Source organism: Sulfurihydrogenibium azorense Az-Fu1 (genome assembly GCF_000021545.1).
Lineage (GTDB): Bacteria > Aquificota > Aquificia > Aquificales > Hydrogenothermaceae > Sulfurihydrogenibium > Sulfurihydrogenibium azorense.
Genome location: NC_012438.1, coordinates 1239457 through 1253428, shown reverse-complemented (window position 1 = coordinate 1253428; position 13972 = coordinate 1239457). Strand labels below are relative to the sequence as shown.

15 protein-coding genes are annotated in these 13972 nt (G+C 31.5%); all 15 read right to left on the bottom strand.

The window, feature by feature from the left end:
* Positions 1–2: 2 nt before the first annotated feature.
* Genes flgB through fliM form a run of 15 tightly spaced genes read right to left on the bottom strand, consistent with a single transcriptional unit; the run spans position 3 to position 13948 of the window.
* On the bottom strand, positions 3–371 hold the full coding sequence (flgB, locus tag SULAZ_RS06560) for a flagellar basal body rod protein FlgB (protein ID WP_012674293.1): 369 nt from the start codon (positions 369–371) through the stop codon (positions 3–5).
* Positions 361–2262 carry a tetratricopeptide repeat protein gene (locus tag SULAZ_RS06555; protein WP_012673780.1) on the bottom strand — a complete coding sequence of 634 codons (1902 nt, stop codon included), beginning with the start codon at positions 2260–2262 and terminating at the stop codon, positions 361–363. Before SULAZ_RS06555 ends, flgB begins: the two co-directional genes overlap by 11 nt.
* Positions 2259–3554 (bottom strand): hypothetical protein, encoded by a 1296-nt coding sequence (locus tag SULAZ_RS06550; RefSeq protein WP_012674610.1) that lies wholly within the window; start codon positions 3552–3554, stop codon positions 2259–2261. Before SULAZ_RS06550 ends, SULAZ_RS06555 begins: the two co-directional genes overlap by 4 nt.
* Positions 3523–4200: a sigma-70 family RNA polymerase sigma factor gene (locus SULAZ_RS06545; RefSeq protein WP_012673989.1), complete on the bottom strand. Its 678-nt coding sequence runs from the start codon at positions 4198–4200 to the stop codon at positions 3523–3525. The genes SULAZ_RS06550 and SULAZ_RS06545 overlap by 32 nt, the downstream gene beginning before the upstream one ends.
* Positions 4197–5069 (bottom strand): MinD/ParA family protein, encoded by an 873-nt coding sequence (locus tag SULAZ_RS06540; protein WP_012674773.1) that lies wholly within the window; start codon positions 5067–5069, stop codon positions 4197–4199. The genes SULAZ_RS06545 and SULAZ_RS06540 overlap by 4 nt, the downstream gene beginning before the upstream one ends.
* Positions 5069–6226, bottom strand: a complete 1158-nt coding sequence (gene flhF, locus SULAZ_RS06535) for a flagellar biosynthesis GTPase FlhF (RefSeq protein WP_012674660.1) — start codon at positions 6224–6226, stop codon at positions 5069–5071. The genes SULAZ_RS06540 and flhF overlap by 1 nt, the downstream gene beginning before the upstream one ends.
* Positions 6216–8297: a flagellar biosynthesis protein FlhA gene (flhA, locus tag SULAZ_RS06530; protein ID WP_012673713.1), complete on the bottom strand. Its 2082-nt coding sequence runs from the start codon at positions 8295–8297 to the stop codon at positions 6216–6218. The genes flhF and flhA overlap by 11 nt, the downstream gene beginning before the upstream one ends.
* 2 nt (positions 8298–8299) lie before the next feature.
* The gene (locus SULAZ_RS06525) at positions 8300–8590 is read right to left on the bottom strand and encodes a rod-binding protein (RefSeq protein ID WP_012674317.1); all 291 of its coding nucleotides are present in this window, start codon (positions 8588–8590) and stop codon (positions 8300–8302) included.
* A 9-nt stretch (positions 8591–8599) separates the two neighbouring features.
* Positions 8600–9694 carry a flagellar basal body P-ring protein FlgI gene (locus SULAZ_RS06520; RefSeq protein WP_041676124.1) on the bottom strand — a complete coding sequence of 365 codons (1095 nt, stop codon included), beginning with the start codon at positions 9692–9694 and terminating at the stop codon, positions 8600–8602.
* An 11-nt stretch (positions 9695–9705) separates the two neighbouring features.
* On the bottom strand, positions 9706–10377 hold the full coding sequence (locus tag SULAZ_RS06515; protein ID WP_012675066.1) for a flagellar basal body L-ring protein FlgH: 672 nt from the start codon (positions 10375–10377) through the stop codon (positions 9706–9708).
* On the bottom strand, positions 10378–10881 hold the full coding sequence (locus tag SULAZ_RS06510; RefSeq protein ID WP_012673869.1) for a flagella basal body P-ring formation protein FlgA: 504 nt from the start codon (positions 10879–10881) through the stop codon (positions 10378–10380).
* A 5-nt stretch (positions 10882–10886) separates the two neighbouring features.
* Positions 10887–11687: a flagellar basal-body rod protein FlgG gene (flgG, locus tag SULAZ_RS06505; RefSeq protein ID WP_012674855.1), complete on the bottom strand. Its 801-nt coding sequence runs from the start codon at positions 11685–11687 to the stop codon at positions 10887–10889.
* Between the two features lie 17 nt (positions 11688–11704).
* On the bottom strand, positions 11705–12418 hold the full coding sequence (locus SULAZ_RS06500) for a flagellar hook basal-body protein (protein WP_012674505.1): 714 nt from the start codon (positions 12416–12418) through the stop codon (positions 11705–11707).
* Positions 12419–12420: 2 nt separating this feature from the next.
* Entirely contained in the window at positions 12421–12999 is a 579-nt protein-coding gene (locus SULAZ_RS06495; RefSeq protein ID WP_012673776.1) for a FliM/FliN family flagellar motor switch protein, read from the bottom strand.
* Complete coding sequence (gene fliM / locus SULAZ_RS06490; protein WP_012674384.1) at positions 12980–13948, bottom strand: flagellar motor switch protein FliM; 969 nt, start codon at positions 13946–13948, stop codon at positions 12980–12982. Before fliM ends, SULAZ_RS06495 begins: the two co-directional genes overlap by 20 nt.
* Positions 13949–13972: the final 24 nt, after the last annotated feature.

The following is a 13972-nucleotide window of genomic DNA, read 5'->3' as shown; positions in this document are numbered from 1 at the left end:
CCTTACTTACCTGATATTGCATACTTTAATTTTACCATTTCTTTTTTCATAACTTCAACAAGGGTCTTATACATTATGGAGCTCTCTGCAAGTTTAGCCATCTCCTCTTCAAGATTAACTTTATTTTGGTCGTAGCCTGTTATGTATCCGTTTTCAAAACTCGTTATTTTAATATCTTCACTACCTGCTGGGTTAATGTGCTTTGGATTAGTTAATTTCATAGGAATGAAGTTCTTAAAAACCTCTTCAAATTTTAAATCTTTAGGTTTATAAAACGGTGTATTGACGTTTGCAATGTTTCCTTGAATAACTTTAAACCTTTCAAAGTAAAATGAAGACATCTTATTTATCTTATCTAAATTATCGAACATTTCCCTTCACCTCCTGTATTACTTTTAATGTTTCGTAAAGCTCAAGAGAGACTTTAGCCATTTCTGTATTACAATTTTTAACAGTATTATAATACAAGTCTTTAACGTTAGTTGAGTTTAGTTTAACCTTTGTAATTAGGTAGTAGGAAGATACATCACAAAGTTTTTCTTTTGGTATTAAGTTCTCTGGAATGTTATCTAGAAGCTGGGAAAGTTCTTTATACATTTTACTACCGTAAAGTTTTGAGATTAAGTCTAAAATTTTATTCTTAGTGTTATCGTCATCTTTTAATCTGTTTTTATTCTCTAAAATAGTAGATACTGCTTTTGGTAAATCCTTTTTCATCAAGTAGTAATCAAGAGCAATCTCAAAAGGTAGTTTTAAATCTTTACAGCTTTTTTCCATATTTTCCATATCATCTTTGTAATTCATATTCATAGCTTTTTTAATTAACGCTGAGATAATGTAAAAATCACAGTTTTTATCTTTTATACCAGAAAGGATCTCTAAAGCCTTAGAGTACTGTTTTTCTTCATAGTATATCTTTGCAAGCTGTATTTTATATTCATCTTTATCGTAGTTTTTGATTAGATGTTTTAGTAAATCTTTTCTATAGTAATTATCTGTTAGATTTTGTAGTATTTTTTTGAGAATATTTTCATCAAAAATATCTTTAAAAAACTTGGGATTTGCTTTGTAAAGTTTTATAAGTGCTTTATTATCTAATTTTTCCAAGTAAGGAGTCCACAAACCTCTTATGTACTCTGCTTGTTCATAGGTAAAGTTAGCAGGATACAGAAGAGAAAGTTCATAAGAAAGTTTATCAATTAAAAAATCTGTAGGATTTTGCAAAACTAAAACACCGAAGTTTCCTATAGCGTACTTTCCTATGTAGTTTGTCCTGTTTGACACTAATGTCTGGACTATAAACTTAACAGGGTCTTCAAGCTGTTTTACTTTTTTTATTCTACTTTCTAAATCAGGATACTTTAATCCAAGAGCTAACATTTTGAGTCTTGCTACTGTATTTTCATTTGTCTCAGGAAATCTGTTTATAACTATGTAATAGTTGTTAAATGCTTCATATTTATCGTTTTGTATTACAGCTATATCTCCAAGTCTTAAGTAAGCTTTCCTTATAACATCATCATTTTTCACATTGTTCACAATTTTTCTAAAAATCCTTTTTGCAAAGTCATACTTTTTAAGTCTATACGCAGTCTCTCCAATGTAATAATAAAATTCGGGATTGTAAAGGAGATACTCTTCAAAATCTTGGTAAACCTGTGAAAAATAGTTAAATGCCAAATCGTAATTACCCTCGTAAAAATACTTCATCCCTAAAACGATTGAGAGCTCCTGTCCCTCCCTTGCTTCTAACGGTGCAAGGTACACTATGTACTTTGTTATGTTATCAACCCTTCCCATTAAGATGGAAGTTCTCATAATTCCAAGAATTATTTTGTTTGTAAGATTACTTCTTTCTGATTTTGATAGTAAAGCTATTTTATAGTTTGTAAGTGCTCTTTCATAAAATCCAAGTCTCTCGTATGCCAATCCTTTTGTATAGTAGTAATCTTCATTTCTTTTGCCGTTATAACCTACGTAGTAGTTTAGATAGTAAACTGCGTTCCATAGATATTTTTTTATCCCAGACTTTATTCCTATACTTAAATAAGTTTTTGCTGTTAAAAGTAAAACATCAGGATAAAATTTTAGATTTTTCTTGTAGATTATTTTATCTAACTCTTCTAACGCAGAGTAGTAAGAACCGTAGTTATAGTAAGATAAAGCTTTTTGGTAGATTTGATAATCTTCGTTATTGTTTTTACCGTAAGAGTTTGAAATGATAAAAAGAAAGATAAATGTTATAAAAAAAAGTTTTTTCATACTGCAATATTAATACCTTTTTCGGTTATGGGTTGAGTGTTTTTTTCTACACTATTTAATTTGTAAACTTTTTCTCTATCTTTCAAAGTAAGTTTTAAATCTTTATAACCGTTTGTTTCAAGAATGTTTTTTATACTATCTATCATCTGTGGTGTAAATACTATATCTGAAGTTTTTATGAAAAGGTTTAATGTTGTTTGTGTAATAATAGCGTTGATAGTTGTGTTTTGATAAGTTAGGTTGAAATTTTGGAAGCTGTTTTGTTGAAAAGTATGGGACTGATTTTGAGTAAAATTATTTTGGTTATCACTTGATGATTTTGAGCTATTGTATCCAGAAGTAATGTCGTAGTTGATAGCTGTAAGGTTGTTGCCATTAATAGAATCAAAGTTGTTGTTTTTAGTTGTGTTTTGGTCTATGATCTTGTTATTAAAATTATTATTACTATCCTGTTTCTCTATAGTTTTAAAGTTTTCTATTGAAAAGTTAACATTTAAGTTGTTTACAAGGTCTTCTCTTTCAAGGTTTTGAAGTTTATTGAAATTTTGGTTTTTAGATTCTGTTTTTATATCTAAAAATTTATCATTAGAAGTATCTTTTCGTCCTGTTTGAGTTATATCTTTTTGAATTTCAGATATATTTTTTCCTTTATTATTTTCCCTTTTTAGAGAGGTATTTTGAGGGATTTTCAAGTTTTCGTTAAGTTCTGTAGTCTGTTTTTGTGATTTATTTGATTTTATATCTAATTGATTCTCTAACTGGCTTAGTGTAAGTTTAGGAGCTTGCTGCGGTAAAGTTTTTTTAGTTTTAGGCTCTTCAGAAACTTTTACTTGGTTTAAAAGTTCACTATGCTTTGGTTCTTTAACTTCTTGCTGGGATAAAATCTTTTGAGGTTTATTTTTTTCTTGAAAAGTTTTAATTTCGTTTTTTAAACTTACATTGTTAGAGGTTAATGATTTTTTATCATTATCTATTTTCAATATATTTTTTATTAATGCTTTTTTAGTGAGTTCTAAATTCTTACTTACTTCAAAGCTGTTAAAATCTATTTGCGGTAAAGATGTATTGTCTAGAGTTTTATCGTTTTTTTCTGATTTGGTTCTAAATTTTTTATCTAAGTCTATTAAATTTTTGCCATCTACAGCTGACTTTTCTGATTTTAAAGATTCTTTTGAAATAAACTCTTTAGATAGGATTAAATCAAAAATAGATGTCTTTGGTTTTTGCTTTCCTTTAATACTTTTTGTTTCTATTAAGCTGCTATTTATACTGCTTTCTTTTATAGAGTTCATGTTTCCCTCCAACTTTCTCATTATTATGATACATAATTTCTCTAATTTTTTCCACTGCTTTTGCTTTTATTTGAGATATTCTGCCAAGGCTTATTCCCATAATCTCTTGTATCTCTTTCGGATCTTTTTCTTCAAAAAATAGGTAGTTTATAACTTTTTTTTCATTTTCGTCTAAGTACTGCTCTATTATTTGGGATATTTTCTCAATCTGTTCTTTTAGAGCGTACTCTTCTTCTGGTGTCTTTGAGTTTGATACTATAGAATCTATTAAAGATATACTGTCATCTTCTATGGAAATAATTTTATCAAGGCTAAGTATAACAGCAGTGTTAGAGTAAGGTAAATTATCGTCAGGTTCTGCTTTTTCTACTGTTATATAATCTTTTTCTGTATGTGGAAAAACCTCTAAACTTCTTAAAAAATCTAAAATCTCTCCTCTAATTCTTATGTAAGCGTAAGTTGAAAATTTTCCTTTATCTTGGTGATAGTTTTCTGTAGCTTTAATAAGTCCTATCACTCCTACTTGAAATAAATCATCAAAATCAATACTACAATCTGGTAGTCTATAGTAAATCTTAGATGCAACCTTTTTAACAAGGTTTAGGTTTTCTTCTACTAATCTTTTCTTCTCTTTGTCTAGTTTCATTTACCTTTTATCATAGATAAAAATTTCTTAAAAAAGCTTTTTTCTTCTTTAATTTTAACTTCTTCTCCCGTTTCTTTTACTGCTATTTGGGTAAGTTTTTCTGAAAAGATATCTTTTGGATACTCTTCACATATTAATTTTCTTTCTAAAACTGATTTTTTTAAGTTGTCAGATATAGGTAATAATCCCGAAAACTCTAAATCTAAATCTAAAAACTTTTTACAAGATTCTTTTAATCTTTCAAATACTTCGTACCCTTCTTCCTCTCTCTTCACCATATTTATAACTATTTTAAAGTTTTTATAGTTGTAGATTTTGTATAAAGACTTTATAAAACTGTATGCATCTGTAAGCGCTGTAGGTTCTGGAGTTGTTATAACGTAGGTTTTATCTGATGGAATTACAAAATTTATAACATCTTTTCCTATACCTGCTCCAGTATCTATAATCACGTAATCGTACCGTTTTGAAATTTTATCAAGTTTATCAATCAACATAATTATCTTCTCTTCTTCTAAATCTGATACATTATCTATTCCTGAAAAGCCAGGTATTAAGTCAAAGTTTTTTACATTAAGTATATTTTCTTCTATATCTTTCTTGCCTTCAAAGAAATCTTTTAACGACTTTATTAATGGTATATTTAAAATAACATGAATATTACCAAGACCTATATCTGCATCAATAAGAAGGACTTTTTTATTAAATTTATTAGCCAAAATGTAAGCAAAGTTTATAGAAAAGTTTGTTTTTCCTACTCCTCCTTTTCCAGAAGCTACACATATAAATTTTGAGTTTTTTATAGTATTATCACTGTTATCTAACTTCTGTTTTACTAACTCTTTCAAATGTTGAAGTTGCTGTTCCATCAGTCTGTCTCCTTTAGTAGTAAAGAGACAAGTCTTTCTGGTGTTAAAACTTTTATGTCTTCTGGCACGTTTTGACCCGTACTTATGTAGGTTAGAGGTATTCCTGTTTTAACTGTAAGGTTGAGTATCACTCCAGGATAGGAAGTTTCATCTATTTTTGTAAAAAATAAGTAATCTATCTTAAAAAATTTCTGGTATTTTTTTATAATGTTAAAACTTTCTTTTGTATTCATATTAGCACTAAGAACCATCATATACTGAGCTTCATCTAAAAACCTTAAAGTTTCTTTCATCTCTCCTAACTTCCAGTGGTCGTAATGACTTCTACCAATAGTATCTACGAGTATAACATCTACAAAGTTTAAATCGTCTACAGTTTCTCTTATTTTTTTAGGGTCTGATAGTAGATAAAATGGTATTCCTAAAATATTAGAATAACTCCTCGCCTGATCTGCAGCTCCAGCTTTAAATGTATCTATAGAAAGCACCGCTACTTTTTTATTTTTATTTAAAACCAAGTTTGATGCTATTTTAAATAGATTTGTCGTTTTTCCAACACCTGTTGGACCTAAAAATACTAAAACTTTTTGTCTTGTTAAATTTTCAAATATATCCCCTTTAAAATCAACTTTACTATTTAAACCTTCTATAAGAGACTCTCTAAAAGTAAAGTGTCTTAAATCAAGTTTGTTAGAAGACAACTCTAAACCACATCCTCCTTTTACAACCTCTTTAGCTATGTCTAAGCTTACTTCTTTTTGTGTTAAAATATTTATTAAATCTATAGCTTTACCTGAAAACTCTTTTGTAATCTCTTCTAATTTATTATCGTTTATTGTTATTTCTTTTTTAGTCTCCGGTTCTTTTACAACGCTCTCCTCTACTAATGGATAATTTCTAAGTGGATTGTAAGTAGGTTGATACGTCTCTTTCTCATCTTGTTCAAGTTCTAACTCTTTTTCTAACAATTCTTCAAATTCTTTTTTTTCTTCTTCAGGCTCAACTATAAGTATATGTTTTGTTTTTTTTATAAAAGGTATTTTTGTTTTTACCTTTACCGTATCTCTATACAGTATCTTGTATTTATCTCCTAACTCTTGACTTACCTTATTTAACAGTTCTTCTAAATCAAAACCCTCGTATATTTTAATTTTCATCTACATCCACCATCCCTATTATATTTAATTTTACACTGTTTTCTATCTCTCCGTAAGATAAAACAACAAGATTTGGAAGATAATTTTCAAGCATCTGTTTTATGTGTCTTCTGACAATAGGTGAAGTTATAAGTATGTGCTGGCTTGAGTTAAGTATAAACTTATCTAAGTGTTGGCTTATGGTTGTTATTAATTTTTGTACAAAAACAGGACTTACAGGTAGATTTCCGTTTTTGTTTTCATTAAGCAACTTATTTATATAGTTTTCTGTTCTATTTCCTAAAACTAACGCAATGATTTCTCCATTTTTCTGATACATACTTGTAATTACTCGTTTGAGAGCCATTCTTACGTATTCTGTTAGAATGTCTGGGTCAGCTGTTTTATTTATGTTATCTGACAGTGCTTCTACGATAGTAGGTATGTCTTTTATAGGGATACCTTCTTTTAATAGGTTTTGTAAAACTTTGTGTAAAACGTTTAAAGGTACTTGGTCTGGAACGATATCTTTTACCATAGGATAGTTTTTAGATACAATGTCTAAAAGTTCTTTTACCTGTTGTCTTGTGAGTATTTCGTAAGAGTACTTTTTAATTGTTTCTGAAAGATGTGTTATTATAACTGTGTTTACGTCTACAACTGTATAGCCTGATATCCTCGCTTTATCTTTTAGATTTTCATCTATCCATAGAGCATTTAAACCAAAGGCAGGGTCTTTTGTAGGTACACCTTCAACCTTTTCTCTTATCATTCCTGTATCTATGGCTAGGTACTTTCCTGGGTAAACTTCGTATTTTGCAACTTCTACACCTTTTATCAGTAGTCTATACTCATTTGGTTTTAATTCGAGGTTATCTTTTATATGAACCAATGGTATTAAAAGGCCAAGTTCTTTTGTTAACTGTTTTCTTAGATTTTTTATTCTTTTTAATAACTCTCCTCCTTGATTTTCATCTACAAGGTATATAAGTCCGTATCCTATCTCTAATGTTAGAGGTTCTGGAGGTTGAACATAATCTTCCGGTTTTTCTTCCTCTAAAGACTTAACCATTTCCTTTGCTTTCTCTTCTTTTTCTTTAGCTTCTTTTTCTTTAAGTATCAAACTCATCATATAACCAGAAATACCTACTATAGAAGCCAAGATTAAGAAAGGTAATGTAGGCATTCCCGGAATAATACCCATAACAAATATTGCACCGGCAGCCATAAACAGTGCTTTTGGATAGCTTGTAAGCTGTGTAAATATCTCTCTTCCTAAGTTCATCTCAGAGGCTGCTCTTGTTACCATAAGGCCGGCAGCTGTTGAAGTGATTAAGGCAGGTATCTGGGATACAAGCCCATCACCTATTGTCAGTATTGTGAAGTTTTGTAAAGCTGTTTGAAAGTCCATACCCTTTTGAACCATACCTATTATGATTCCACCTATTATGTTTATAAAAACGATAATTATTCCGGCTACAGCATCTCCCCTTATAAACTTAGTAGCACCATCCATAGCCCCGTAAAAATCAGCTTCTCTTTGAACTTCTTGTCTTCTTCTTTGAGCTTCTTTCTCATCTATAAGACCACTGTTTAAATCAGCATCTATACTCATCTGTTTTCCGGGCATAGCATCAAGTGTAAACCTTGCAGCAACTTCTGATATTCTCTCTGTTCCTTTTGTAATTACAATAAAGTTGATTATAACTAACACCAAAAATACAATAATACCAACTACATAATTACCTCCAACAACAAACTGACCAAAAGCCTGTATAACATGTCCTGCCGCATCAGGTCCTTCGTGTCCGTGAAGAAGTATTCTCCTTGTAGATGCAACGTTTAAAGATAATCTAAAAAGGGTGGCTATAAGTAGTATTGATGGGAAGGATGAAAATTTTAAAGGACTTTCTACATATACAGCGGCCATTAAAATCAGCATAGAAAATGTAATACTAAACGTAAGAAGTATGTCAAGTAAAAAAGGTGGGACAGGTAAAACTAACGAACCTAAAATTATTAAAATAAGAATAACTACTATTGCATCTGAATATTGATTTATTTTCTCAAATACACTTAAAGCTCTTTCCAAATTTAACCCTTGTTGTTTTGGTTTTGGGTGTAGGTTTTTATTGCGTTTAGTATGTAATCTTTTAAACCAAGCTGGTCTGAATCTGCCATTACCTGTGCAAGTTGCATATCAAACATATCAAGGTACATCCTACTTCCAAAGTCGTTTGACGAAAACTGAGGAATAGTTTTTCTCATCTCCTTAACTAACATTGATAGAAAGATAGTTTGAAAGTTTTTTGCTACTTCTTCTGGTGTTTTTGCTTCTTGGATACTTTTTAAATCAAAGTAAGAGTTTATACGATTTATCTCCATTTTAACTCCTCACATGATTATTATGTTTGCGTTAATCTTTCCTGCACTTTTTATTGCTTGAATAATAGCTATCAGGTCGTAAGGGGAAACACCTAAATCATTGAGAGCTTTTACTAAATCTTTTAAAGAAGGCTTTTCTATCTCTATAATTCTTCCTTTTTCTTCAACTACTTTTGTTATGGTCTTCTGAGCAGTTACAGTTTGACCACCTGATAGAGGTGGAGGTTGAGATACTAAAGGAATTGTTTCAACAGATACGTAGATATTACCGTGGGACACGTAAACAGGAGGGTCTATCTTAATGTCTCCACTCATTATAACAGTTCCTGTTTTTTCATAGATAACAATAGTTGGATAGTCTGTATCTAATGAAACTTTTAGGTCTAATATTGAGGCTAAAAACTCTGCTTTTGAGCTTCCGTCTGGGAGTTTAACTTTAACAGAAGTTGCATCTAAAACATTGGCTATGTTTGGATATTTTTTATTGATAGTCTCTGCAATAAGTGTAGACCTTTTAAAGTCCGGGTTTTTCAGGTTAAGGGTTATCTCCGTCAATGAGTTAAAATCAAAAGGAAGTTCCTCTTCTATAACTGCACCGTTTGGTATTATTCCGGCTGTTGTAAATCCTTTTTGGACTTTACCAGTCTTGTTAGATTCACTAAATCCTCCTCCAGTTGATACGGGACCTTGGGCAAAAGCGTATATCTTACCATCTGGACCGTAAAGTGGAGTTCTTATTAAAAGTCCATTTCTTATGTCTTTTGCATCACCTAAGGAAGCTACTTGAACATCTACACTCATTCCCGGTTTTGCAAAAGGTGGAAGGTTTGCTGTAACAATGACAGCTGCTGCGTTTTTTGTCCTTACTTGGGCTGGGTCTATGTATATACCAAGTTTTCTAAGCATGTTGGCAATACTTATAAGAGTGTACCTACTTGTTGTTCCATCTCCCGTACCGTTTAGTCCTACTACAATACCATAACCTGTAAGATAGTTAGTCCTAAATCCTTCTACTTCTACTAAATCTCTAATTTTTATTTCATTAGTAGCACCAAATGTTGTTAGAGATATAAAAAGTAATAAAACGATGATTTTTTTAAACATTTTTCCTACCCTTAAAACGGCCAAATTTTCTTTAAGAATTGGGCAAGCCAACCTGGTTTTGTACTGTCAGCTATATAGCCTTCTCCATTGTATTCAACGTACATATCAGATATTCTTGATGAGTCAACAGAGTTATCTTGTAGTATATCTGTAGGTTTTACTATTCCAGATATTACAAGTGTTTGGTAATCATCGTTTACTTTTACAACTTTTTTTCCTACTATAAATAGATTTCCATTGGGATAAACCTTAGTAACTCTTGCAGATATTGTAGCAATAAGTTTAGAAGACCTGTTTGTTGAAGCTGTTCCTTTATAACTGTCTGAGTTATTTTCTGTAATACCAGCTATAGGTGTTTTATTTGGTACTTGTTTTCCCATTATTGTCGGAGATGGTACACCTAAAGACATTTTAGATTGTTCTTGTGTATTCGTTCCAGAAGCTGTTTGACCTGCTATCGTCTCTACAACTTTTATAGTAATAATGTCTCCGACGTTAAACGCTTTTGAATCTGTAAACAGGTTGTTATAACTTCCAGTGTATAGAGATCCTGCAGTTCTTGAGACTTTTTCTTGAGGAATATCAGGTGGAACAGGGTTGTAAGGTTTAGCGTACTCATCTTTTTTAGATGCACATCCTATAACAAAAGCCGACAGTATTAAAACTAATTTCTTTAATTTCATCTACTCTCCCTCAACTAAAACTGTCTGGTTATCTACAACCTTTCCTACTATCTCTTTTCCGGTGGAGATATTTTTAACTTTTATGTAATCTCCTTCTTTTCCACTTTCCAGTGCAACACCAAGAAGCTGAATCTTTATAGGGCCGTTTATATATAAAATATTCACTTTCTGATTTTTTTGTATAACTGTAATTAATTTTCCGTCTTTTTGCTGACTTATTCTGTAAGTGATTGGTATTTCTACTAAGTTCTTACCATCTTTTAGTACCAAGCAAGACAAATAAAGGTACAGTCCACTGTTTCCTTTACTTTTACAATCTACACTGTCAAAGTCTTGGGGAATCTGTTTTGTATAACTTTCAGGTATCTTAACCATATTTACAATTTCAAACTCTTTAAAGTTCGTCTTTACGTAATTGTCAACTAAATTTTTAAACTTTTCTATGTTATCAGAAGAAAAACTAAACTTAAAAAAAATTAAAATTAATATAAAAACCCATACCATCCTAATTAACTTTTAAGGGTTGAAACAGTCCTTAACATCTCGTCAGCTGTAATTATTCCTTTTGAGTTTACTTCGTAGGCTCTTTGGGCAACTATAAGGTTAACCATCTCTTCTACTATATTTACGTTTGAAGCTTCTAAAAATCCTTGTGTGATTTTTCCAAAGCCGTCTGTGTTAGGGTCTCCTTCTATTGGCTCTCCAGAAGCTTCTGTATACTTAAATAGGTTTTGCCCTATTGCTTTTAATCCTGCTTGGTTCATAAATCTATAAAGTTTTATATCTCCTACTTCTTCCGTTGTTTGTTGTCCTCCGCTATTTCTAACTACGACCACTTTACCGTTTGGGCTAACTGATATATTTATAACCGTCTCAGGAGCTGATATTTGGATGTTTGGACTTAATCTATATCCTTCTGGGTTTACTATATAACCTTCGTTGTCAAGCTGGAAGTTTCCGGCTCTTGTAAATGCTTCACTACCATCTGGCATTTCTATTTTGAAAAAACCATCTCCTTGTATAGCAAGGTCTAATGGATTATCTGTTTTTATAAGGCTTCCTTGGGAAAATATCTTTGCAACGTCAGAAACTTTTACACCTAAACCTATTTGTATCCCTGCTGGAACCCTGTTTTGGGTAGAGCTTAAAACTCCCGGATCTCTTATGTCTTGGTAGATAAGGTCTTCAAAGTTTGCTCTACTTCTTTTAAATCCGACAGTATTAACGTTTGCAATGTTGTGGGATATAACGTCTAAGTTTGTTTGTTGTGCTTCCATTCCTGATGCTGATGTCCAAAGTGCTCTAAGCATTTTTATACACCTCCCTTTTAAGCTTTTCCTATTTCGTTTAATCTTCCTTCAAGTTGGTCCAAAGATTTTGCTAAATTCATATAAATATCAAACCTTCTGTGACTGTTTATCATTTCAACCATCTCTTTTACTATGTTTACGTTAGAACCTTCTAAAAATCCTTGTCTTAATGTGTATCTTTCAGTTGCCTGCTCTTGTCCGTTATAGTATCCATTTCCTACAGGTTGAAGGTTTTGTAGGTTTACTACCCTTAACGTTGCAACAAGTCGGCCGTTTTGATATATTTCTCCTTTAGTTGTAATGTCTACTCTACCGTTTGTATCTAACTTTATTCTCTGTCGGTTTGTATCAAGTATATATCCACCGTTTTGATCAACTAAAAAACCTTCGTTGTTTATAGAAAAGTGTCCATTCCTTGTGTAAAATCTCCCTACATTTGTCTCTACGTTAAAAAATCCTTCTCCTTCTATTGCTACATCTAAAGGGTTATCTGTTTTTATTAAAGCTCCTTGATTGTTTATAACAGGCGTATCTCTAAATCTTGGAAATACAAGTAAGTCTCCTGTCTGTCCTACATTCTCTGGGATTTTTTGGCTTATCTCCCTCATGAGTATTTTTTTAAATCCGGATGTGTTTGCATTTGCTATGTTGTTTGTTATAGTGTCTAACTGCTCTACGGCTCTACTTCCTCCGGAAGCTAAAATATATATTGGTTGAAAGTTTACTGCCATCTTTATAACCTCTTAAATTGTTTTGATATAAGGTTTACTCTTTCTTCTTTGGTCAAAATCTCTTTTATTTTTATTGCAAACTGGTCTTCAACCTGATAAAGCTCTCCTTTTGCTACTAAAACACCGTTTACCTTTAAGTCTATTGGTTCTGTTATGAATCTGTCTAAATCTACCACACTACTTGGAGATAGTTTTACTATCTCTTCAATTGTCATTACTTTTGAGCCTATCTCTACAGTTATAGTTATAGGAAGGTCTAAAAGTAAATTAAGCTTTTTCTCAATATCAGCTGGAAGGTTTTGAAATCTATCTTTTTTCTCTTCTTTACTTTCTATTTTTGGTTGGTCTTTTATAGGTTCTTCATTTATATTTTCTTTCTCTTCATTCTTTTCGGGCTCAAGCATCTGTGCCCATGCAGCTGCCAAGTCTTCTTGAGATTCTGAAGGCGTAGTTTCTTCTTTTTTTTCTTCTTTTTCTTCTACAACAGGCTCTTGCTCAAGCATTTCTGCCCAAGCTTTGGCTAAATCTTCTTGGGATATTTCTTCTTGATTTTCTTGGTTATTATTCTCTTTCTCTTCCATCTTCCTCACCTTTTACTCTATCTACTATCATTGCTGCGTACTTTTTATCGTATCTTCCAAGTTTTGCAGTAAACTTTGGTTTTCCTTCAACCATTAAATTAATACTGTCATCTTTTTTCACATTAAGGATTATATCACTTCCTACCTCTAAGTTTAACAGTTCTTCTACAAGCATAGTAAAACGGCTTAACTCTAATGTAAAGTTTAGTTCTACCTTAGATAGTTTCTTTAGTATGTTCTCTTTCCAATCAGCTGGTATCTCTAAACTTGAAGTTTCTGAGAAGATAATATCTTTTAGTGGTAAAAACATCATCTGTGGAAAGGCAAAACTAAAAGGTACTTCCAAGCCTTCTATGTCAAGTATCATCTCAACCACTATAACTTTTTCAGCTGGAGATACTATCCTTACTAAGAATGGGTTTAGTTCTACAGATTTTCTTTCTACTTCAACGGGATAAACAGTTTGCCATATTTTCTCAAAACTGGTTAAAACTGTATCTACAAAATCATGGATTATATTAAGCTCTAACTTTGTAAAATCTCTTCCCTCTATCTTAAATGGTCTTGCTCCTCCTCCAAACAAAGCACTTATCAAATTAAAAACTACTCTTGAGTCTATTACCAAAAGAGCAGACTCATTAAGTGGTTTCATAGTAAATATTGTGTAAGATGCAGGCAGTGGAATTTTGTTAATAAAATCTCCAAACTTCATTACAGTTATACTGTTTTTAGAGACCATGTTTATAACTGGAAATAAGGATCTTATCTCTTCACGGAAGATTTTAGCCCATCTCTCAAAGATTACCTCTAATCCGGGGAATCCGCCTTTTTTTATCTTTTCAACTTTAGAAAAATCAAAAGGTTTTTCCCTTTTTGTTTCAACAACAGTTTCTTTTTTCCCACCTCCAAGTAGTGCATCAATCTCTTCTTGAGATAAAAATTCAGACATTTAAATCACCCCACTTACTTATAA

Coding starts and splice junctions, on each gene's coding strand:
- flgB (WP_012674293.1), bottom strand. CDS start 371: ATGTTCGATAATTTAGATAAGATAAATAAGATGTCTTCATTTTACTTT.
- SULAZ_RS06555 (WP_012673780.1), bottom strand. CDS start 2,262: ATGAAAAAACTTTTTTTTATAACATTTATCTTTCTTTTTATCATTTCA.
- SULAZ_RS06550 (WP_012674610.1), bottom strand. CDS start 3,554: ATGAACTCTATAAAAGAAAGCAGTATAAATAGCAGCTTAATAGAAACA.
- SULAZ_RS06545 (WP_012673989.1), bottom strand. CDS start 4,200: ATGAAACTAGACAAAGAGAAGAAAAGATTAGTAGAAGAAAACCTAAAC.
- SULAZ_RS06540 (WP_012674773.1), bottom strand. CDS start 5,069: ATGGAACAGCAACTTCAACATTTGAAAGAGTTAGTAAAACAGAAGTTA.
- flhF (WP_012674660.1), bottom strand. CDS start 6,226: ATGAAAATTAAAATATACGAGGGTTTTGATTTAGAAGAACTGTTAAAT.
- SULAZ_RS06525 (WP_012674317.1), bottom strand. CDS start 8,590: ATGGAGATAAATCGTATAAACTCTTACTTTGATTTAAAAAGTATCCAA.
- SULAZ_RS06520 (WP_041676124.1), bottom strand. CDS start 9,694: ATGTTTAAAAAAATCATCGTTTTATTACTTTTTATATCTCTAACAACA.
- SULAZ_RS06515 (WP_012675066.1), bottom strand. CDS start 10,377: ATGAAATTAAAGAAATTAGTTTTAATACTGTCGGCTTTTGTTATAGGA.
- SULAZ_RS06510 (WP_012673869.1), bottom strand. CDS start 10,881: ATGGTATGGGTTTTTATATTAATTTTAATTTTTTTTAAGTTTAGTTTT.
- flgG (WP_012674855.1), bottom strand. CDS start 11,687: ATGCTTAGAGCACTTTGGACATCAGCATCAGGAATGGAAGCACAACAA.
- SULAZ_RS06500 (WP_012674505.1), bottom strand. CDS start 12,418: ATGGCAGTAAACTTTCAACCAATATATATTTTAGCTTCCGGAGGAAGT.
- SULAZ_RS06495 (WP_012673776.1), bottom strand. CDS start 12,999: ATGGAAGAGAAAGAGAATAATAACCAAGAAAATCAAGAAGAAATATCC.
- fliM (WP_012674384.1), bottom strand. CDS start 13,948: ATGTCTGAATTTTTATCTCAAGAAGAGATTGATGCACTACTTGGAGGT.